The organism is Streptomyces sp. NPDC025833 (assembly GCF_055558055.1).
Window position 1 is genome coordinate 67110 of record NZ_JBVHNF010000009.1, and the last position, 20376, is coordinate 87485.

A 20376-nucleotide genomic window follows, 5' to 3' on the forward strand; every position below is an offset into this window, starting at 1 on the left:
CCGGGTACCCCCCAGTAGGTACGCTGCCTTGCATGCGTGCACTTCTCGTGGTCAATCCGGCGGCAACCACCACAAGCGCACGCAGGCGCGATGTCCTGATCCACGCGCTGGCGAGCGAGATGAAACTGGACGCGGTCACCACCGAGTACCGCGGCCACGCCCGCGACCTCGGCCGGCAGGCGGCGGAGAGCGACGACATCGACCTCGTGGTGGCACTCGGCGGTGACGGCACGGTCAACGAGGTCGTCAACGGCCTCCTGCACAACGGCCCGGACCCGGACCGCCTGCCCGGCCTGGCCGTCGTCCCCGGCGGGTCCACGAACGTCTTCGCCCGCGCCCTGGGCCTGCCCAACGATCCCGTCGAGGCCACCGGAGCGCTGCTGGACGCGCTGCGCGACGGCACCGAGCGGGTCGTCGGCCTCGGGCTGACCTCGGGCCCGCCCGGCAGCGACGACGAGGCGGTGCCGGCCCGCTGGTTCACCTTCAACGCCGGACTCGGCTTCGACGCCGGCGTGGTCGGGCGGGTCGAGCAGCAGCGAGAACTCGGGAAGAAGTCGACGCACGCGCTCTACGTCCGCCAGGTGATCCGGCAATTCCTCGGCGAGTCGAATCGCCGGCACGGCACGATCACTCTCGAACGGCCGGGCGAGGACCCGATCGAGGAACTCGTCGTGGCCATAGCCTCGAACACGTCCCCGTGGACGTATCTGGGCAATCGCGCGATGTACACGTCACCCAAGGCGTCGTTCGACACGGGCATCGACGTGCTGGGTCTCAGCCGTCTGTCCACCGCCGCGGTCGCCCGGTATGGCACGCAGTTGCTCACTTCGTCCCCCGAGCGCGGACCGCACGGCAAGCACGCGGTGTCGCTGCACGACATGGACGGCTTCACCTTGCATTCGAAGGCGCCTCTGCCTCTGCAGATGGACGGTGACCACCTGGGGCTGCGTACCAGCGTGACGTTCACAGGCGTACGCCGCGCACTGCGTGTGATTGTGTGAGTGGAACGGGCGAAAGTCCTTTCACTCGAACGTTTAGGCCAGGATCCACCCCATGGAAGTACGGCTGTGACCCAGTCGACACCGAGGAATCAAAAAAAACTTTCCGGAAGGGGTTGTATCCGCCGCTGAGGTTTGCGAGTCTCTACGTGGCGATCGGGACGGCCCGCAAGACCGGCCTCCACTGATCACCGGAATCCCTCTTCAATCCAAGGACCACGCCGGGGAAGACTCGGCGGTCGGCCCTTCACTTGTTGGGGGATTCGTGAAAGCGTTCACATTCACAAGCAACTTGCACGTAATACCAAGGAGAGGTAGCAGCCATGGACTGGCGTCACAACGCCGTTTGCCGCGAGGAAGACCCCGAGCTCTTCTTCCCCATCGGCAACACCGGTCCTGCGCTGCTGCAGATCGAGGAAGCCAAGGCCGTCTGCCGTCGCTGCCCGGTGATCGAGCAGTGTCTGCAGTGGGCGCTCGAGTCCGGTCAGGACTCCGGCGTCTGGGGTGGTCTCAGCGAGGACGAGCGCCGCGCCATGAAGCGCCGCGCCGCTCGCAACCGGGCTCGTCAGGCCTCCGCCTGACATACCCACCCCTGCTGACAGCCTGAGCTTGGCGGCGCGCACAGCACGTACGCATCTCCCGCCCCCGAGCCGCAGCGCGCAGTTCCCCCGATGCTCCCCCGCCTCCCGGCAACGCCCGGGACGGGGCAGCCCATCGCGGTAAAGCAGAGAAGCAACGAGCATCAGCCTCGGACCAAAGGCGGTCCGGGGCTTTTTGCTGTCGCCGGTCCTCCCGCCGCGCCCGGTGATCGGCGCGGCGGGAGGACCGGCTCACTTCTGTGCCCGCACCGGGATGTCGAGCAGCACCCGGGTCCCCCGCTCCGGCGCCGGCACCATGTCGAACGAGCCGCCCAACTCGCCTTCCACCAGCGTCCGTACGATCTGCAGACCGAGGTTGCCCGAGCGGTGCGGGTCGAAGTCCTCGGGCAGGCCGACGCCGTCGTCCTGGACGGTGACGAGCAGCCGGGCCTCCTTGGTGGTGCCGCCGCGCACCGCGGACACCTCGACGGTGCCGGTGTCGCCCTCGCGGAAGCCGTGCTCCAGGGCGTTCTGCAGCACCTCGGTGAGGACCATGGACAGCGGAGTGGCGACCTCCGCGTCGAGTATCCCGAACCGCCCGCTGCGCCGGCCGCTCACCTTGCCCGGCGAGATCTCGGCGACCATGGCCAGCACCCGGTCGGCGATGTCGTCGAACTCCACCCGCTCGTCCAGGTTCTGGGACAGCGTCTCGTGGACGATCGCGATCGAGCCGACCCGGCGGACCGCCTCCTCCAGCGCTTCCCGGCCCCGCTCGGACTCGATGCGCCGGGCCTGGAGGCGCAGCAGCGCGGCGACCGTCTGGAGATTGTTCTTCACCCGGTGGTGGATCTCCCGGATGGTGGCGTCCTTGGTGATCAATTCGCGTTCGCGCCGGCGCAGTTCGGTGACGTCCCGGAGCAGTACCAGCGAGCCGATGCGCGTTCCCTTGGGCTTGAGCGGAATGGCCCGGAACTGGATGACGCCGTCGTGCGCCTCGATCTCGAACTCCCGCGGCGCCCAGCCGCTGGCCACCTTGGCCAGCGCCTCGTCCACCGGCCCGCGGGTGGGGGCGAGTTCGGCGGTGGTCCGGCCGAGGTGGTGGCCCACCAGATCGGCGGCGAGGCCGAGCCGATGGTAGGCGGAGAGGGCGTTCGGGGAGGCGTACTGGACGATGCCGTCCGCGTCCAGCCGGATCAGTCCGTCGCCGACGCGCGGGGAGGCGTCCATGTCGACCTGCTGGTCGGGGAAGGGGAAGGAGCCGGCCGCGATCATCTGCGCGAGGTCGGAGGCGCTCTGGAGGTAGGTCAGCTCCAGGCGGCTGGGGGTGCGCACGGTGAGCAGGTTGGTGTTCCGGGCGATCACGCCGAGCACCCGGCCGGCCCGCCGTACGGGGATGGACTCGACCCTGACGGGGACCTCTTCGCGCCACTCCGGGTCGCCCTCGCGGACGATCCGGCCCTCGTCCAGCGCCACGTCCAGCATGGGCCGCCGGCCGCGCGGCACCAGGTGGCCGACCATGTCGTCCTGGTAGGACGTCGGGCCGGTGTTGGGCCGCATCTGGGCGATCGAGACGTACCGGGTGCCGTCCCGGGTGGGGACCCAGAGCACCAGGTCGGCGAAGGAGAGGTCGGAGAGCAGCTGCCACTCCGAGACCAGCAGGTGGAGCCACTCGAGGTCCGAGTCGTCGAGGGCGGTGTGCTGGCGTACGAGTTCGTTCATGGAGGGCACGTGTGCGAGCGTACCCGCGGCGCGCGAACGGCCGAAAAAACACCCGCGGGCCGCGGCGCCTGGAAGGGACCCTCAACCCTCACCGGCACCGCAGCCCGGAGCATCATCGGCCGTGGGGTGTGCGGTCCCGGTCGGCCGAAGGCCGAGGAGCCGGGGCAGTCAGGGCAGAGAGCTCCGGTTCCTCGATCCGCCCTCCTGTGCGGGGAAGGCGGAGGCTTGTCGTTCTCGATTGTGGACTAGACCATTAGGGCGTGTCCATGGTGCGGGAGCATCCGCGCCGCGGGGCCGCCGGCCCACGATGCCACGCAGCCTAGCCCGCGCCGGTCAGTCGCGGGGCCAGACGGTCATGGCGATTTCCACGAGCGCCTCCAGCTCCTCCCGGCGCGCGCCGTCGCGGGCCTGCTGGGACATGCCCTGGATCATGGCGCCGGTGTGCCGGGCGAGTGCGGCGGCATCGGTGCCGACCGGGAGCAGCCCGGCCGCGACGTCGGCCCGGATCCGGGATTCGAGGCCGGCGATGTTGGCGTTGCGCCGGTCGCGCAGCAGGCCCTCGACCTCGGCACTGGTGCAGTTGGTGGCGGCGTGGACGATCAGGCAGCCGTACGGGTGGGCCGGATCGGTGTACTCGGCGGCGGCCTCGCGGAGCATGCGCGCCACGCCCTCGCGGGCGGTGGGCTCCTCGGCGAGGGCGCGGTCGCCGATGGCTCCGTGCGTGCCCGCGTAGACCCGGACGACCTCGTCGAACAGGGTGCGCTTGTCCCCGAAGGCCGCGTAGAGACTGGGGGCGCCGATGCCCATGATCCGGGTGAGGTCGGAGACCGAGGTGGCCTCGTACCCGCGCTCCCAGAAGGCCATCATCGCCTTCTCCAGTGCCGTGGCCCGGTCGAAGGAGCGGGGCCTGCCCCGCGTCCGGCCCGTGCCGCCCTGCGCCTGAGTGTCCTGACCCGTCGCCATGGAGACCATTTTATAGCGTGCCCTAGAAAATTGGCCCCGGGGTGGTGTACGGTTTTTCTGTAGCGACCGTTATTCAAATGTCGAGGGGTGGTCATGGGCGTGCTCACGGGGAAGACGGCGCTGGTCACGGGGGCGAGCCGGGGCATCGGGCGCGGGATTGCCGAGCGCCTGGGGCGCGACGGGGCCCGGGTCGCGGTGCACTACGGCGGGAACGAGGCGGCGGCGAAGAAGACGGTCGCGGCGATCGAGGCGGCCGGCGGTTCGGCGTTCGCGATCGGGGTGGAGCTGGGGACGCCCGGGGACGCCGAGCGGCTGTGGGCGGAGTTCGACCGGCACGCGGACGGACTGGACATCCTCGTGCACAACGCGGGCATCGGCGCGGCGCACCCGTTCGCGGAGATCGGGGTGGAGGAGTTCGAGCGGCTCTTCGCGGTGAACGTGCAGGCGCCGTTCTTCGTGACCCAGCTCGGCGCCGATCGGCTGCGGGACGGCGGCCGGGTGGTGAACATATCGTCCGGGCTGGCCCGGTCCGCCGCGATGCCCCGGACCATCGCCTACGGGATGACCAAGGCGGCGCTGGACGTCTTCACCCGGGACCTGTCCAAGGTGCTCGGCCCGCGCGGGATCACGGTGAACTCCGTGGCACCCGGCATCGTGGACACCGACATCAACGCCTCGTGGCTGCGCGCGAGCGACGAGGCGTGGAAGGAGGCGTCCGCGCTCTCGGCGCTCGGGCGGGTCGGGACGGCGGCGGACATCGCCGACGTGGTGGCCTTCCTGGTCTCGGAGGACGGCCGGTGGGTGACCGGTCACTGGCTCGACGCGACGGGAGGCTCGCTCACCTGAGGGAGAGCGATACGGCCGGGAAGGGGCCTGTCCGGCACGGGGACAGGCTCCGGGCCGACGGGTAAGCGACCCCCGTGACGGACCGGAAAAGCGGCCTTCTCCTCCACGCCGCGGGACGCCGATTCTGTTAGATTGGTCTAAACCACAGAGAGACGCACAGAGCCCTCTTCAGAACGGCAGGCCCAGCGTGGAAGTTGTCATCGTTCCGGACGCCGAGGCGGGTGGCGAGCTGATCGCCGAGGCCATGGCCCAGCTCCTGCGACGCAAGCCCGACGCCCTGCTCGGCGTGGCCACCGGCTCCACCCCGCTGCCCATCTACCAGGCGCTGACCGCCAAGGTGCGTTCCGGCGGCGTGGACGCCTCCCGGGCCCGGATAGCACAGCTCGACGAGTACGTGGGGCTGCCCGCGGACCATCCCGAGTCCTACCGTTCGGTGCTGCGCCGCGAGGTGCTGGAGCCGCTGGGCATGGACATGGACGCGTTCATGGGCCCGGACGGCGCCGCCGAGGACATCCAGGCGGCCTGCGAGGCGTACGACCGCGCGCTCGCCGCGGCCGGCGGGGTGGACCTCCAGCTGCTCGGCATCGGCACCGACGGGCACATCGGGTTCAACGAGCCCTGCTCCTCGCTCGCTTCCCGCACCCGGATCAAGACGCTGACCGAGCAGACCCGGATCGACAACGCCCGCTTCTTCGACGGGGACATCGAGCAGGTCCCGCACCACGTCATCACCCAGGGCATCGGGACGATCCTGGAGGCCAGGCACCTGGTGCTGCTGGCGACGGGCGAGGGCAAGGCGGACGCGGTCGCCGCGACCGTCGAGGGCCCGGTCGCCGCGATCTGTCCGGCCTCGGCGCTCCAGCTCCACCCGCACGCCACGGTGGTCGTGGACGAGGCCGCCGCGTCCAAGCTGAAGCTGGCCGACTACTTCCGGCACGCCTACGTCAACAAGCCGGAGTGGCAGGGCATCTAGCCACGCGCCCCGGCCGGCGCCGCCCCCCGCCGGACGGCCTCGGCCGACGCAGGGCCCGGCGAAGGCCGCACCGGTGCGGGCGGGGCCGGGCGGTTCGGTGCCGGTACGGGCGGCCCGGGCCGGTGCGACGGCGATCCGTGCGATGCAGGGGGCATGGGGGTGTGGGAGGCATGCCTTCCGCCCGCGTCGGCAGGTGCTGTCCCGCGTTCTGGACTAGACCAACAGCGAGTGCAACGGTATATAGAGGGGATCACGGAGCGTGCGGGTGGAGTCCTGACACAACGACCCGTGCCACGATGTGAGCGTGGCCGATGGGATGTCGGTCGCTTTCGGCATTCGGAGCCGGGAAGGCAGAGCATGACCACCGACGTCAGCAGTGCGGAGAACGAGACCGGCGCCACCCGTACCGCGCGTGTGCCCAAGTATTACCGCTTGAAGAAGCACCTGCTCGACATGACGGAGACGCAGGTGCCGGGCACGCCGGTGCCGCCCGAGCGCACCCTGGCCGCCGAGTTCGACACGTCCCGCACCACGGTCCGCCAGGCGCTCCAGGAACTGGTGGTGGAGGGCCGGCTCGAACGCATCCAGGGCAAGGGCACCTTCGTCGCCAAGCCCAAGGTGTCCCAGGCGCTCCAGCTCACCTCCTACACGGAGGACATGCGGGCACAGGGCCTGGAGCCGACCTCGCAGCTGCTCGACATCGGGTACATCACCGCCGACGACCGGCTCGCCGAGCTGCTCGACATCACCGCCGGCGGACGAGTGCTGCGCATCGAGCGCCTGCGCATGGCCAACGGCGAGCCGATGGCCATAGAGACCACCCACCTGTCGGCGAAGCGCTTCCCGGCCCTCAGACGCTCCCTGGTCAAGTACACCTCTCTGTACACCGCGCTCGCCGAGGTCTACGGCGTCCACCTCGCCGAGGCCGAGGAGACCATCGAGACCTCCCTCGCCACCCCGCGCGAGGCGGGCCTGCTCGGCACCGACGTGGGGCTGCCGATGCTGATGCTCTCCCGCCACTCGGTGGACCGCGAGGGCAAGCCGGTGGAGTGGGTGCGGTCGGTGTACCGCGGGGACCGGTACAAGTTCGTGGCCCGCCTGAAGCGTCCGGTGGACTGAGCGAGGACGCGCCTCGTCTTCACCGAATCGACATACCGATATGCGGACGAGGTCTTCCGCCACCGGGACGCCGTCACCTAGATTGCCTGCCCATTACAACGGTGATCAGTGAGGGGACGGAGCCGTGGCATGCCCGAAACACCTGAAGTGAGACCACCGGTGGTGACACCGGTCCGGGTGATCATCGCCCTGTGTCTGGCAGCGCCCTTCGTGGCGATGCTGTGGGTCGGCTCGTACGCCAAGACGGATCCCACGTTCATCGGGATCCCGTTCTTCTACTGGTACCAGATGCTCTGGGTGGTGGTCTCCACCGCCCTCACCGTCCTCGCCCACCAGCTCTGGAAGCGTGACCAGCGCGCCCGCGGGACCGCGACCGGGGGTGCGGCGAAGTGAAGGACGGCGTCAACGGCGTCGCGCTCGGCGTCTTCATCTTCTTCTTCCTGTCCGTCACGGTCCTGGGCTTCCTGGCCGCGCGCTGGCGCAGGGCCGACAACGAGCACTCCCTGGACGAATGGGGCCTGGGCGGAAGGTCGTTCGGCACCTGGATCACCTGGTTCCTGCTCGGCGGCGACCTGTACACGGCGTACACCTTCGTCGCCGTACCCGCGGCGATCTACGCGGCGGGCGCGGCGGGCTTCTTCGCGGTGCCGTACACGATCCTGGTGTACCCGCTGATCTTCACCTTCCTGCCCCGCCTCTGGTCGGTCTCGCACCGCCACGGGTACGTCACCACCTCCGACTTCGTGCGCGGCCGGTTCGGCTCGAAGGGCCTGTCGCTGGCGGTCGCGGTGACCGGCATCCTCGCGACGATGCCGTACATCGCGCTCCAGCTCGTCGGCATCCAGGCGGTGCTGGACGTGATGGGCGTCGGCGGCGGTGAGAACACCAACTGGTTCGTGAAGGACCTGCCGTTGCTCATCGCCTTCGGTGTGCTGGCCGCCTACACGTACTCCTCCGGTCTGCGCGCGCCCGCGCTGATCGCGTTCGTCAAGGACGCCCTGATCTACATCGTCATCGTGGTGGCGATCATCTACATCCCGATCAAGCTGGGCGGCTTCGACGACGTCTTCGCCAAGGCGTCCGACGCGTTCAGCCAGGTCAACCCGGCCACCGGCAAGCCGCGTGGCGCGCTCGCCCCGCCGGAGACCGGCCAGTGGACGTACGCCACGCTGGCGCTCGGCTCCGCGCTGGCGCTGTTCATGTACCCGCACTCGATCACCGCGACCCTGTCGTCCAAGAGCCGTGAGGTGATCCGCCGCAACACCACGATCCTGCCGCTGTACTCCCTGATGCTGGGCCTGCTGGCGCTGCTGGGGTTCATGGCGATCGCGGCCGGGGTGAAGGTGAGCAACGGGCAGCTCGCCATTCCGCAGCTCTTCGAGGACATGTTCCCGGACTGGTTCGCGGGCGTGGCGTTCGCCGCGATCGGCATCGGCGCCCTGGTGCCGGCCGCGATCATGTCCATCGCCGCGGCCAACCTCTTCACCCGCAACATCTACAAGGACTTCATCAAGCCGGACGCGACGACCGAGCAGGAGACCAAGGTCTCCAAGCTGGTGTCGCTGCTGGTGAAGGTGGGCGCCCTGGTCTTCGTGCTCACCATGGACAAGACCGTCGCCATCAACTTCCAGCTGCTGGGCGGCATCTGGATCCTGCAGACCTTCCCGGCCCTGGTCGGCGGCCTGTTCACCCGCTGGTTCCACCGCTGGGCGCTGCTGGCCGGCTGGGCGGTCGGCATGGTCTACGGCACGGCCGCGGCGTACGGGGTCGCCTCCCCGACGCAGAAGCACTTCGGCGGCAGTGCCAAGGAGATCCCCGGCATCGACGAGATCGGCTACATCGGCCTGACGGCGTTCGTCCTGAACGTCCTCGTCACCGTGGTCCTGACCTTCGTCCTGAAGGCCGTGAAGGCCCCCGACGGCATCGACGAGACCACGCCGGAGGACTACACGGCGGACGCCGGTGACGCCGGGGTCCAGCTGGAACTGCCGCCCGCCACCGCGGGCGCCGGCCACTAGGCACACCGGACGACCACCGGGCGACGGGCCGTCGGAGGACATCCGGCGGCCCGTCGCCGTACCCGTACGCGTACCTGTACCCGTCGCCATACCCGCCCCCGCCTCCTGCACCCAGCCCTCAGCCACCACCAGCCACAGCTCTCAGCCCTCAGCCCTCAGCCCTCAGCCCTCAGCCCTCAGTCAGGGCTCCCCCGGGCCCGCTGTGGCGTCGGCGGGCCGCCAAGAGGGCCGGGGGCGGCGGCGGCCGGGAGGGTGCCGTCACGCACGCCGTGAGCGCCTCCACTCCGGTGTGCGCCCGGGCCGGACCGTGCCCGGACGGCGCGGCCCGGCCACGCGCCGTCCGGGCACACGGCTGCCTCCGGGAGCGGAACGACACAACATCTGGGGGTGACGAGACAGCCCGGCACTAGATGTATGCTCGTGCTCGCTGTCGTCGCAGGGGAATCCGGTGCGAATCCGGAACTGTCCCGCAACGGTGTACTCGCGTGCATCCGCACGCCTGTCCAGTCCGAGGACCTGCCGGCAGCCCACCCGTTCGTCCTGTCCGGGTGCGTTGTGACGTCCGGGCCTCGCGGAGTGGGCCGGTGGACGCGGCGCCGTGCGCGCTCGTGGTCACCCCCTGCCCTCCGCCTGGTCCCCGTGCCGAGCGAGGGAGAGCCCCACGTGACCATCGCGCCAGCCGACCCGGCTTCAGTCACCGAACTGAAGACCGACGGTCCCGGTACCGCACTGCTGCGGACCCTGACCGAGCTGACCGCCGATCTGCCCGACGCCGACCCCGGCCGGGTCGCCGCCGCCGCGCTGCGCGGCCGGTCCGCGCGGGCCGACGAGGCCGAGCTGCGGGAGCTGGCCACGGAGGCCGCGGCCGGCCTGATCTCCGAGGACCCCGTCTACTCGAAGCTCGCCGCCCGGCTGCTCACCCTGGCGATCCGGGACGAGGCCGCCTCCCAGGGCGTCACGTCCTTCACCGAGTCCATCGCGGTCGGGCACCGCGAGGGCCTCGTCGCCGACCGCACCGCGGAGTTCGTCCGGCTGCACGCCCGGCGACTCGACGCGCTCGTCGACGGCGCGGCCGACGACCGGTTCGGCTACTTCGGCCTGCGTACCCTGCACAGCCGCTACCTGCTGCGCCACCCGATCACCCGCAAGGTGATCGAGACGCCCCAGCACTTCATGCTGCGCGTGGCGAGCGGCCTGGCCGAGGACGACACCGCCCGGTCCGTGGACGAGGTCGCGGCCCTGTACGGCCTGATGAGCCGCCTGGACTACCTGCCGTCCTCCCCCACGCTGTTCAACTCCGGCACGCGCCACCCGCAGATGTCGTCCTGCTACCTGCTCGACTCCCCGCTGGACGAGCTGGACTCCATCTACGACCGCTACCACCAGGTCGCACGGCTGTCGAAGCACGCCGGCGGCATCGGCCTGTCCTACTCCCGCATCCGCTCGCGCGGTTCGCTGATCCGGGGGACGAACGGGCACTCCAACGGCATCGTGCCGTTCCTCAAGACCCTGGACGCCTCCGTGGCCGCGGTGAACCAGGGCGGGCGGCGCAAGGGTGCCGCCGCGGTCTACCTGGAGACCTGGCACTCCGACATCGAGGAGTTCCTGGAGCTGCGGGACAACACCGGCGAGGACGCCCGCCGCACGCACAACCTGAACCTGGCGCACTGGATCCCGGACGAGTTCATGCGCCGGGTCAACGCCGACGAGCAGTGGTCGCTGTTCTCCCCCGCCGACGTGCCCGAACTGGTCGACCTGTGGGGCGCGGAGTTCGACGCCGCCTACCGCCGGGCCGAGGCCGCGGGCCTGGCCAGGAAGACCATGCCGGCCCGGGAGCTGTACGGCCGGATGATGCGCACCCTGGCGCAGACCGGCAACGGCTGGATGACGTTCAAGGACGCCGCCAACCGCACCGCCAACCAGACCGCCGAGCCCGGCAGCGTGGTCCACTCCTCCAACCTCTGCACCGAGATCCTGGAGGTCACCGACGACGGCGAGACGGCCGTCTGCAACCTGGGCTCCGTCAACCTCGGCGCGTTCGTGGACACCGCGACCGGCGGCATCGACTGGGAGCGGCTGGACGAGACGGTCCGCACGGCCGTCACGTTCCTGGACCGGGTGGTGGACATCAACTTCTACCCGACCGAGCAGGCGGGCCGGTCCAACGCCAAGTGGCGTCCGGTCGGCCTGGGCGCGATGGGTCTCCAGGACGTCTTCTTCAAGCTGCGCCTGCCGTTCGACTCCGCCGAGGCCCGGGCGCTGTCCACGCGGATCGCCGAGCGGATCATGCTCGCCGCCTACGAGGCGTCCGCCGACCTCGCCGAGCGCAACGGCCCGCTGCCCGCCTGGCAGCGGACCCGCGCCGCCCGCGGTGTCCTGCACCCCGACCACTACGACACGGACCTCACCTGGCCCGAGCGCTGGGCCGCCCTGCGCGAGCGGATCGCGGTGACGGGCATGCGCAACTCGCTGCTCCTGGCCATCGCGCCGACGGCCACCATCGCCTCGATCGCGGGCGTGTACGAGTGCATCGAGCCGCAGGTGTCCAACCTGTTCAAGCGCGAGACGCTGTCCGGTGAGTTCCTCCAGGTCAACTCCTACCTGGTGCGGGACCTGAAGGACCTCGGCGTGTGGGACGCCCGCACCCGCGAGGCCCTGCGCGAGGCGAGCGGCTCCGTGCAGGACTTCGCCTGGATCCCCGAGGACGTGCGCCGGCTCTACCGCACGGCCTGGGAGATCCCGCAGCGCGGCCTGATCGACATGGCCGCGGCCCGGACCCCGTTCCTGGACCAGGCGCAGTCGCTGAACCTGTTCATGGAGACGCCGACCATCGGCAAGCTCTCCTCGATGTACTCCTACGCCTGGAAGTCCGGGCTGAAGACCACCTACTACCTGCGCTCGCGCCCCGCGACGCGCATCGCCCGCGCCGCCCGGGCGCAGGCCGCCGTCCCCGTGCGGCAGGCGTCCGACCCCGACGCCGTCGCCTGCTCCCTGGAAAACCCCGAGTCCTGCGAGGCCTGCCAGTAATGACCGCCCGGAACCAGAACCTGCTCGACCCCGGCTTCGAGCTGACTCTCCGCCCGATGCGCTACCCCGACTTCTACGAGCGCTACCGGGACGCCATCAAGAACACCTGGACCGTCGAGGAGGTCGACCTCCACTCCGACGTCGCCGACCTCGCCAGGCTGACCCCCGGGGAACAGCACCTCATCGGCCGCCTGGTCGCGTTCTTCGCCACCGGTGACTCGATCGTCGCCAACAACCTGGTGCTGACGCTGTACAAGCACATCAACTCCCCGGAGGCGCGCCTGTACCTGTCGCGCCAGCTGTTCGAGGAGGCCGTGCACGTCCAGTTCTACCTGACGCTGCTGGACACCTACCTCCCCGACCCGGAGGACCGCAACGCCGCCTTCGCGGCCGTGGAGAACATCCCCTCCATCCGCGAGAAGGCCGAGTTCTGCTTCCGCTGGATGGACTCGGTGGAGAAGCTGGACCGGCTGGAGAGCAAGGCCGACCGCCGCCGCTTCCTGCTGAACCTGATCTGCTTCGCCGCGTGCATCGAGGGCCTGTTCTTCTACGGCGCCTTCGCCTACGTGTACTGGTTCCGCAGCCGCGGCCTGCTGCACGGTCTGGCGACCGGCACCAACTGGGTGTTCCGCGACGAGACCATGCACATGTCGTTCGCCTTCGACGTCGTGGACACGGTCCGCAAGGAGGAGCCCGACCTGTTCGACGACGCTCTCCGGCAGCAGGTCACCGACATGCTCGGGGAGGCCGTCGAGGCCGAGCTCCAGTTCGCCCGCGACCTGTGCGGTGACGGCCTGCCGGGCATGAACACCGAGTCGATGCGCCAGTACCTGGAGTGCGTCGCCGACCAGCGCCTCACCCGCCTGGGCTTCGCGCCGGTCTACGGCTCCGAGAACCCCTTCTCCTTCATGGAGCTCCAGGGCGTCCAGGAACTGACGAACTTCTTCGAGCGCCGTCCGTCGGCGTACCAGGTCGCGGTGGAGGGCACCGTCGACCTGGACGAGGACTTCTGAGCGGTCCCGCCCCCGGCCGCCCGGCGGCGGTCCGGCTCGCTCAGGCGGGGCGGGCCGCGCCGTGCGGCCTGCGCGAGTCGTTCGCCCGCGGTGCCGCGGGCCGCCCGGCCCGCGCTGCCGCGGGGGCCGCGGTCGCCTTCGGTGCCGCGGGCGCCCTGGGTGCCGCGGGGGTGGCGCCCCGCTCCGCCTCCCGGAGCTGACGGTCGACGCGCCGGTCGCGCACCGCTCCGATCGCGGACGGCAGGACCAGGACGACCAGGATCCCGAGCGTGGCGAGCATTCCGATGAGGCCTTCGATCTGGTTTCCGTTCATGGACACCACTGTCGCGCTCGATACTCCTTACTGGGAGCGGCAGGACTGCCGTGCACCCTCGAATTACTGCCACAGTCGAGGCACACTGGCAGCATGCTGAAAAACGTGGCGGCCGTCCTGCTGGACGGCGTGCACCCCTTCGAGCTGGGCGTCGTGTGCGAGGTGTTCGGCATCGACCGCAGCGACGAGGGGCTGCCGGTGTACGACTTCGCCGTGGTGTCGGCGGAGGGCCCCGACCTGCGCACGCACTGCGGTTTCTCGGTGTCCACGCCGTACGGCCTGGAGCGGCTGGAGGACGCCGACCTGATCGCCGTGCCGGCCGGTGAGACCTACGCGGAGCGCGCCTATCCGCCGGAGCTGCTGGCGGCGCTGCGGCGGGCCGTGGACCGGGGCACACGGGTGCTCAGCGTGTGCTCGGGCGTGTTCGTGCTGGCCGCCGCGGGGCTGCTGGACGGGCGGCGCTGCGCAGTGCACTGGCACCACGCCGCGCAACTGGCCCTGCGCTACCCCCGGCTCACCGTCGAGCAGGACGTGCTGTACGTCGACGAGGACCCCGTGATCACTTCCGCCGGCACCGCCGCCGGCATCGACGCCTGCCTGCACCTGGTGCGCAAGGAACAGGGCCCGGAGGTGGCCAACAAGATCGCCCGGCGGATGGTGGTGCCGCCGCACCGGGACGGCGGGCAGGCGCAGTTCATCGAGCGGCCGCTGCCGAAGGCGTCCTGCGACACGGTCGGCGAGGTGCTGGCCTGGATGGAGGCCCACCTCGACCAGGAGGTCACCGTGGAACAGCTCGCCGCCCGCGCCCACATGGCGCCGCGCACCTTCGCCCGGCGCTTCCAGCAGGAGACGGGCACCACCCCCTACCGGTGGATCCTGCGCCAGCGGGTGCTCCTGGCACAGGAGTTGCTGGAGGGCACGGACGAGACGATGGACGCCATCGCGTGGCGCACCGGCTTCGGCACGGCCGCCGCGCTGCGCCACCAGTTCGTCCGGGCGCTGGGGACCACCCCGAACGCCTACCGGCGCGCGTTCCGGGGCCCGCAGGCCGCCTGAGCGCGCGCCCGCACCATCACCGGCCGGGCGGTCCCGGAGGACCGGCGCCGGTCAGTCGTTGGCGACCACGGGGTAGCGCGGCTCGTTCTCGGCCATCTGCCGCAGCGCGTCCTTGCGGTCCCGCTTCGACAGCCGGTCGATGTACAGGTAGCCGTAGAGGTGGTCGGTCTCGTGCTGGAGGCAGCGCGCGAAGTAGCCGGTCCCCCGGACCTTGATCGGGTTGCCCTCCTCGTCCTGGCCGGTCACCTCGGCGTAGTCGGGACGCGCGAGCTCCGCGTACGCCGTGGGCACAGACAGGCAGCCCTCGTTGCTGTCGTCGAGCCGGCGCCGCTCGGCGGGCAGGTCGACCAGCTTCGGGTTGCACACCACGCCGACGTGCCGGGCGCCCTCGTCGTCCTGGCAGTCGTAGACGAAGACCTTCAGGTCGACGCCGATCTGGTTGGCGGCCAGGCCCACGCCCTCGGCGGTGCGCTGGCTGGCGAACATGTCGGCGACCAGCTGCCGCAGCTCCTCGCCGAACTCGGTGACGTCCTTGCACTCCTTGTGCAGCACCGGGTTGCCGACGACCGTGATCGGCCGCGAGGTGCCGCGCTCACGCCAGGCGCTCTCGCGCTCCTCGCAGTCCTCCGTGTCGACGACATAGCCCTCGTCGTCGACGGGGAGCACGCCCGCGTGCTGCTGATCGGTGTCCTGCTGCGCCATGACCGACGTACGCCTTCCTGCAAGCCTGGAAAATTCTGCGTGTACAGCCTAAACGGGGCTGCTCACCGGTGGCTCAGCAAACCTCTTCCAAGTCCCGCCAGTCGCGGGAGTCCGGGCTGTCGGCCACCCAGCCGTCCAGCAGCCCCCGCACCAGGGCGGCCGGCGCGGCCACCCCGCACTCCCGCTCCGGCACCCAGAGCTGCCCGTCCGTCCGGTGCCCCAGCGGCCCGGGGTGGCCCGGCTCGCTGTGGTCGTGCGGGTCGAGGTGCACACCGTCGCCCTCGTCCGACGGCATCCGCGACTCGGAGCACATGCGGCACAGCAGCCGCACCGACGACGACCAGTCCTCCGCGGCGAAACCGGCGTCGGCCGCGAGCTGCTCCAGCGCGTCCCGGTCCGCCTCGGTGGCCGCCTCCAGCAGCACCACCCAGGTGGGGACGGGGGACGGCGCCCACAGCTCGATCTCGTCGAAGACCGGGTAGGAGTGCCCGGCGGACGTGGTGCGCTCACCGTGCGGGACGCCGTCGTGCAGCACGACCTCGCCCCAGCGCCGCCCGGAGGACGGCAGCGGGATGGACAGGACCTCCAGCCGGGCCGGGTCCAGCCGGCGGCCCCAGACGACCTCGGCCTCGCCCTCCGGGGAGAGCCGTACGGCCGCGCTGCCCAGCTCCATGCCGAGCGGTTCGGCGGCGGCCGCTCCCCCGGCCCTGGGCCGTGCGCTGCCCCCGGGTGTCTTCAGCCCGTACGCCTGCCAGGCGCGGCGGGCCAGCGGCCAGTCCTGGAGGGCGGTCGCGGCGATGCCCACGTTCCACCAGTCGGGCGCCCCGGTCTCCCGGTCGAGCAGCGCGACCGCACGCAGCCCGGCGGCGCGGGCCTGCTCCCAGTCGTGCCGGAACTTGTGCAGCAGGGCGAGGTTGAACCAGGACTCCGACAGCCAGGGCTCCAGGTCGGCGGCTCTTGTCAGCAGCTCGCCCGCGTCCTCGTACCGGCCGTCGCCGATGAGCGTGAACGCCCGGTCCGTGGCCTGCCGCCAGGAGGCGGAGGGCCGGTGCCGTCCCTTTCCGAAGATCCTCACGATTCCCGCCTGCCAGTTCCAGTTCCGCACAGTGGGCTGGCTTGTGCCCCCGGACACCCTCTCCCTCGCATCCAACCACGTACGGTGGGAAAGGCGCTCATTACCCATGGGTTACCCAGCCGGGCACGGGATCAGACAGTTCCGTTCGTCTCTCGGACCCGCCCTCCCGCACCGCCCGGGGCTGGGCCAGTACCCGGGCGAGCGACTCCACAACCTCCGGAGCGTAGTCCCCGGCGGTGCCGAGGCGCAGCTCCTCCAGTGCTCTGAGGGGGCCCTCGGGGCCGGCGTCCCGGGTCTTCTCCTCGTAGGCGTTCACCGCCCGGACGATCCGCGCGGGGAGCGGCTGCTCGGCGGAGGGGTCGGCCTGCCGCTCCACGACGACGGCGACGGCCGGGTCCACCCCGGTCTGCCGGACGACGGCCCCGCCGAGCAGGGCGATGCGCCGCTGCTCGGCCGCGGGCAGGGCGGCGGTCGCGCCGGCCGGGACCGGGTCGACCAGGCTGAGCTGCCCGATGTCGTGCATCAGCGCCGCGTACTCCAGGACGGTCAGTTCCGGGGAGGTCAGGCCGAGGTCCCGGCCCACGGCGAGGCTGAGCGCGGCCACCCGCCGGGCGTGGCCGGCCGGGGTGCAGCCGGCGATCTCGGTGGCCCGGGCGAGGGAGGCGATGGTCTGCCGGTAGGTGGCCCGGACGGCCGCGTACCGGCGTACGGAGAGCTGGACGAGCAGCAGGGGCAGGCAGAACACGGGCAGCGCCCACAGGCCGACCACGGCGACCGCGAGCGCCATCACCGCGCCGGTCGCGACGACGGCGGAGCCGATGCCGAGCAGCCCGCGCAGCTCCTCGCGCAGCAGCGGTCCGAACGGCCGGCCGGTGCGGCAGCGGGCCAGCGCCGCGGCCAGGACCGCGCCGCACAGGGAGGTGAGGACGAGCAGGGTGAGCAGCAGCAGGGCGTAACCCGGGCCGTTCCAGGCGCTGAAGACGCCCCTGCCGTACAGGGGTTGGAAGCAGACGGCGGCGAAGCCGACGGTGAGGACGCGGCGGGCCAGGTGGTCGAGGGCGGGGGCGCGCCCGGACCAGATGTGCGGGACGGCGCCGAGCAGGGCGGCGACGAGGACGACGGTGACGACCTGGGCCGCGTCATGGTGGCAGGGCCGTCCGGCATTGGCGCCCAGCAGGGCGTACGCCAGGGCGCCGGCCGCGCCCAGGGGTGCTGCCTGGCGGGCCCGGGTGTCGCTCCACCGGGTCAGCTCGCCGACGGTGACGAGCGCGCCGAAGGCCAGCGCGTCGCCCCGGTCGGTCAGGCCGGTCCACAGGGTCACGGCGAGGCAGCCGGCCGCGACCAGGGCGGCGGCGCCGTGGATGAGCCGGAGGACGGTCATCGGGGCGCCCCGGTGCGGGAGGCCGGGCCCGCGGGCGGGGTGCCGTACGCCGGTTCGTCGGCGGTGACCGCCGGGTGCCAGCCGCAGCGGCGCAGGGCGCGGACGAGCGCGGTGACCATCCGGGGGTCGAAGTGCGTCCCGGCGCAGCGCTCCAGTTCGGCGAGGGCCGCCTCGACCGGGCGGGCCCTGCTGTACGAGCGGGTGGAGGTCATGGCGTCGAAGGCGTCCGCGACGGCCACGACCCGGGCGCACTCGGGGATCCGGGCGCCCGCCAGGCCGTACGGGTAGCCGGTGCCGTCGAGCCGCTCGTGGTGGTGGAGGATGGCCGCGCGGGCCTCGCCGAGGAAGGAGATCCCGCGGACCATCTCGTGGCCGTACTCGGGGTGCAGTTCGATGATCCGCCGCTCCTCGGGGGTGAGCGGTCCGTCCTTGCGCAGCAGCCGGGTGGGCACGCCCAGTTTGCCCACGTCGTGCAGGATGCCGGCGAAGCGCAGCACCTCGACGCGGTCGTCGTCCATGCCGAGTTCGCGGGCGATCAGCACGGACGCCCGCCCGACGCGTTCGCTGTGGCCGCGGGTGTAGCCGTCCTTGATGTCGACGGCCTGGACGAGGGCGCGGATCGTGGCCTGGTGGGCCGCGCGTTCGCGGTGGTACTGGGCGAACACCCACCAGGACACGCACATCGGGAGCAGCACGAGCAGTGCGGAGACGGGCCCGTACGGGCTGCGCCACAGCACGGCCATCATCAGCCCGGCGAGGCCGTGCACCGAGACGGCGGGCAGGGAGCGGGCCGTCAGTCCGCGCCATGCCCGGCGCGGCGGCACCGGTCCGAGCGCCGCGCGCAGGCCGCCGTCGAGCGCGGTGAGCGCCAGGCAGAAGGCGAGGACGGCCGCGCCCGCGGGGAGCAGCGCGTACCGGAAGTCGCAGGCGGCGACGGCGTCCCGGCCGCCGAACGCCCCGTGCGCCCGGGCGGCGGCCCAGACGGCGAGCGCGGGCTGCGCGGCCCGCCACCCGCGCCGCGGGAGGGCCGGTCCCCGCTCGACCGGGGAGAGCAGGGCGGCGGGCACCGGGACGAGCGCGGCGGCCGCGGGCGGCAGCAGGAACGCGGCGGCGAGCAGGACGGGGTGGAAGGGACCGCCGAAGCGGCGGTGCAGGATCTGCTCGCAGGCCGCGTAGAGAGCGGCGAGCGCCGCCGTCTCGGCCCAGGGGGCGGGGGCGGCCGGCAGGTCCGGAAGGCCCCGCAGGAAGAGCGCGGACGCCAGCAGGGCGACACCGGCCACATAGCCGCGTGCCCTCGCCGGTACCGCGTCCATCACGCACCTCCCCGACCCCGCCTGTCCAGGCTGGGAGCCTAGGACGGCTGTCGGGGGGTTCGGTGCCTATGACCTGAGGATTAGCACGTTCGGGTGATGTGACGCGGTGGGTCAGGACTCCTGCGGCGCGGTCGGGCTCCCGGTCACGTCGTGCTCCGGGACGGCCTGGCCGGAGCGGATCAGGTCGATCCGCCCCATGACCTTGGCCCGCAGGTCGGCGGGCACGTCGTCATGCCCGCAGCACCGCTTCACCAGCTTCTTCACGGCCTGCTCCAGCCCGTACTTCTCCAGGCACGGCGAGCATTCCTCGAAGTGGTGCTGGAACTTGTCGCGGTCCAGGTCCGGCACCTCGCTGTCGAGGAACTCGTACAGATGGTCGAGGACCTCACTGCAGTCCGTCTCGTGCGGCTCTCCGCAGCTCATGAGCCCGAACCTTTCGCTTCGTTCGACTCTCCGGCGCCCGCCGGGACCAGTCCGCGCTCACGGGCGTAGTCCTCCAGCATGCCGCGCAGCTGACGACGGCCCCGGTGCAGCCTGGACATCACCGTACCGATGGGTGTCCCCATGATGTCCGCGATCTCCTTGTACGCAAAGCCCTCGACGTCCGCGAGGTAGACGGCGATGCGGAACTCCTCGGGGATCGCCTGCAGCGCTTCCTTCACGTCCGAGTCGGGCAGGTGGTCGAGCGCCTGCGACTCGGCGGAGCGCAGCCCCGTCGACATGTGCGACTCGGCGCGCGCGAGCTGCCAGTCCTCGATCTCCTCGGCCGCGCTGCGCTGGGGCTCGCGCTGCTTCTTGCGGTACGAGTTGATGAAGGTGTTGGTGAGGATCCGGTAGAGCCACGCCTTGAGGTTGGTGCCCTCGCGGAACTGGTGGAAGGACGCGTACGCCTTGGCGTAGGTCTCCTGCACCAGGTCCTCGGCGTCGGCCGGGTTGCGCGTCATGCGCAGCGCGGCCGAGTACATCTGGTCGAGGAATTCCAGCGCGTCCCGTTCGAAGCGCGCGCTGCGCTCCGCGGTCGTCTCTCTGGACGTGTCCGCGCTGACGGCCCGGCCCTCGGGCTGCTCCGCCTGGCCGTTGTCGGTCCCTGCGTCGGTCCCAGTGACCGGACCCACCTCCTCAAGATCCCGGGCAGGACCGAAACCGGCCCTACTCGTTTCGGAGGATAGAACACCACCCCTGCCCGCCGCCCCTCGAATAGGGCCGGTCCCGGCCGCGTGCAGCACCGTCCAGTCCAGCCCGGTGGTGCTGCGGCGGCTCGGGCAGATGGTCGAACCCATGC

The 20376-nt window shown here is 71.4% G+C and carries 19 protein-coding genes and 1 riboswitch; of the genes, 10 read left to right on the top strand and 9 right to left on the bottom strand.

Annotated features, from left to right (window positions below):
• Window positions 1-32 precede the first annotated feature (32 nt).
• Together ACZ4K2_RS17360 and ACZ4K2_RS17365 are read left to right on the top strand one after the other, a co-directional pair.
• Window positions 33-1001: a diacylglycerol/lipid kinase family protein gene (locus ACZ4K2_RS17360; protein WP_467473606.1), complete on the top strand. Its 969-nt coding sequence runs from the start codon at window positions 33-35 to the stop codon at window positions 999-1001.
• A gap of 320 nt (window positions 1002-1321) precedes the next feature.
• Window positions 1322-1579, top strand: a complete 258-nt coding sequence (locus tag ACZ4K2_RS17365; RefSeq protein WP_003992873.1) for a WhiB family transcriptional regulator — start codon at window positions 1322-1324, stop codon at window positions 1577-1579.
• 249 nt (window positions 1580-1828) lie between these two features.
• Here ACZ4K2_RS17365 and ACZ4K2_RS17370 read toward each other — a convergent pair whose 3' ends face one another.
• Window positions 1829-3304 carry a sensor histidine kinase gene (locus tag ACZ4K2_RS17370; protein WP_467473608.1) on the bottom strand — a complete coding sequence of 492 codons (1476 nt, stop codon included), beginning with the start codon at window positions 3302-3304 and terminating at the stop codon, window positions 1829-1831.
• A gap of 324 nt (window positions 3305-3628) precedes the next feature.
• Window positions 3629-4258 (bottom strand): TetR/AcrR family transcriptional regulator, encoded by a 630-nt coding sequence (locus tag ACZ4K2_RS17375; protein ID WP_467473610.1) that lies wholly within the window; start codon window positions 4256-4258, stop codon window positions 3629-3631.
• A gap of 93 nt (window positions 4259-4351) precedes the next feature.
• Here ACZ4K2_RS17375 and ACZ4K2_RS17380 point away from each other — a divergent pair, with 93 nt between their 5' ends.
• The 7 genes from ACZ4K2_RS17380 (at window position 4352) to ACZ4K2_RS17410 (ending at window position 13254) form a co-directional block, all read left to right on the top strand.
• Window positions 4352-5104, top strand: coding sequence for an SDR family oxidoreductase (locus ACZ4K2_RS17380; protein WP_467473612.1), 753 nt, complete (start codon window positions 4352-4354; stop codon window positions 5102-5104).
• A 187-nt stretch (window positions 5105-5291) separates the two neighbouring features.
• Complete coding sequence (nagB, locus tag ACZ4K2_RS17385; protein ID WP_467473614.1) at window positions 5292-6077, top strand: glucosamine-6-phosphate deaminase; 786 nt, start codon at window positions 5292-5294, stop codon at window positions 6075-6077.
• Between the two features lie 357 nt (window positions 6078-6434).
• Window positions 6435-7196, top strand: a complete 762-nt coding sequence (locus ACZ4K2_RS17390) for a GntR family transcriptional regulator (RefSeq protein ID WP_467473617.1) — start codon at window positions 6435-6437, stop codon at window positions 7194-7196.
• A gap of 129 nt (window positions 7197-7325) precedes the next feature.
• Window positions 7326-7589: a DUF3311 domain-containing protein gene (locus ACZ4K2_RS17395; RefSeq protein WP_467473619.1), complete on the top strand. Its 264-nt coding sequence runs from the start codon at window positions 7326-7328 to the stop codon at window positions 7587-7589.
• Window positions 7586-9214 carry a monocarboxylate uptake permease MctP gene (mctP, locus tag ACZ4K2_RS17400; RefSeq protein WP_467473621.1) on the top strand — a complete coding sequence of 543 codons (1629 nt, stop codon included), beginning with the start codon at window positions 7586-7588 and terminating at the stop codon, window positions 9212-9214. Before ACZ4K2_RS17395 ends, mctP begins: the two co-directional genes overlap by 4 nt.
• Window positions 9215-9615: 401 nt before the next feature.
• Window positions 9616-9752, top strand: a riboswitch (cobalamin riboswitch).
• Between the two features lie 125 nt (window positions 9753-9877).
• Entirely contained in the window at window positions 9878-12241 is a 2364-nt protein-coding gene (locus ACZ4K2_RS17405; protein ID WP_467473623.1) for a ribonucleoside-diphosphate reductase subunit alpha, read from the top strand.
• Window positions 12241-13254 carry a ribonucleotide-diphosphate reductase subunit beta gene (locus ACZ4K2_RS17410; protein WP_467473625.1) on the top strand — a complete coding sequence of 338 codons (1014 nt, stop codon included), beginning with the start codon at window positions 12241-12243 and terminating at the stop codon, window positions 13252-13254. Before ACZ4K2_RS17405 ends, ACZ4K2_RS17410 begins: the two co-directional genes overlap by 1 nt.
• A gap of 40 nt (window positions 13255-13294) precedes the next feature.
• On the opposite strand, the gene ACZ4K2_RS17415 is transcribed toward ACZ4K2_RS17410, so the two are convergent.
• Complete coding sequence (locus ACZ4K2_RS17415; RefSeq protein ID WP_467473626.1) at window positions 13295-13567, bottom strand: hypothetical protein; 273 nt, start codon at window positions 13565-13567, stop codon at window positions 13295-13297.
• A gap of 93 nt (window positions 13568-13660) precedes the next feature.
• Between ACZ4K2_RS17415 and ACZ4K2_RS17420 the strand changes: the two genes are divergently transcribed.
• Window positions 13661-14623 (top strand): GlxA family transcriptional regulator, encoded by a 963-nt coding sequence (locus ACZ4K2_RS17420; protein WP_467473628.1) that lies wholly within the window; start codon window positions 13661-13663, stop codon window positions 14621-14623.
• 51 nt (window positions 14624-14674) lie between these two features.
• On the opposite strand, the gene def is transcribed toward ACZ4K2_RS17420, so the two are convergent.
• The 6 genes from def to sigR form a co-directional block, all read right to left on the bottom strand.
• Window positions 14675-15325 (bottom strand): peptide deformylase, encoded by a 651-nt coding sequence (gene def, locus ACZ4K2_RS17425; protein ID WP_467473630.1) that lies wholly within the window; start codon window positions 15323-15325, stop codon window positions 14675-14677.
• Window positions 15326-15398: 73 nt separating this feature from the next.
• Window positions 15399-16400 (bottom strand): tetratricopeptide repeat protein, encoded by a 1002-nt coding sequence (locus ACZ4K2_RS17430; RefSeq protein ID WP_467473632.1) that lies wholly within the window; start codon window positions 16398-16400, stop codon window positions 15399-15401.
• Window positions 16401-16500: 100 nt separating this feature from the next.
• Window positions 16501-17781, bottom strand: coding sequence for an HD-GYP domain-containing protein (locus tag ACZ4K2_RS17435; protein ID WP_467473634.1), 1281 nt, complete (start codon window positions 17779-17781; stop codon window positions 16501-16503).
• Window positions 17778-19094, bottom strand: coding sequence for an HD-GYP domain-containing protein (locus tag ACZ4K2_RS17440; RefSeq protein WP_467473635.1), 1317 nt, complete (start codon window positions 19092-19094; stop codon window positions 17778-17780). The genes ACZ4K2_RS17435 and ACZ4K2_RS17440 overlap by 4 nt, the downstream gene beginning before the upstream one ends.
• 111 nt (window positions 19095-19205) lie before the next feature.
• The gene (rsrA, locus tag ACZ4K2_RS17445; protein ID WP_467473638.1) at window positions 19206-19517 is read right to left on the bottom strand and encodes a mycothiol system anti-sigma-R factor; all 312 of its coding nucleotides are present in this window, start codon (window positions 19515-19517) and stop codon (window positions 19206-19208) included.
• Window positions 19514-20209, bottom strand: coding sequence for an RNA polymerase sigma factor SigR (sigR, locus tag ACZ4K2_RS17450; protein ID WP_467473639.1), 696 nt, complete (start codon window positions 20207-20209; stop codon window positions 19514-19516). The genes rsrA and sigR overlap by 4 nt, the downstream gene beginning before the upstream one ends.
• Window positions 20210-20376 lie beyond the last annotated feature (167 nt).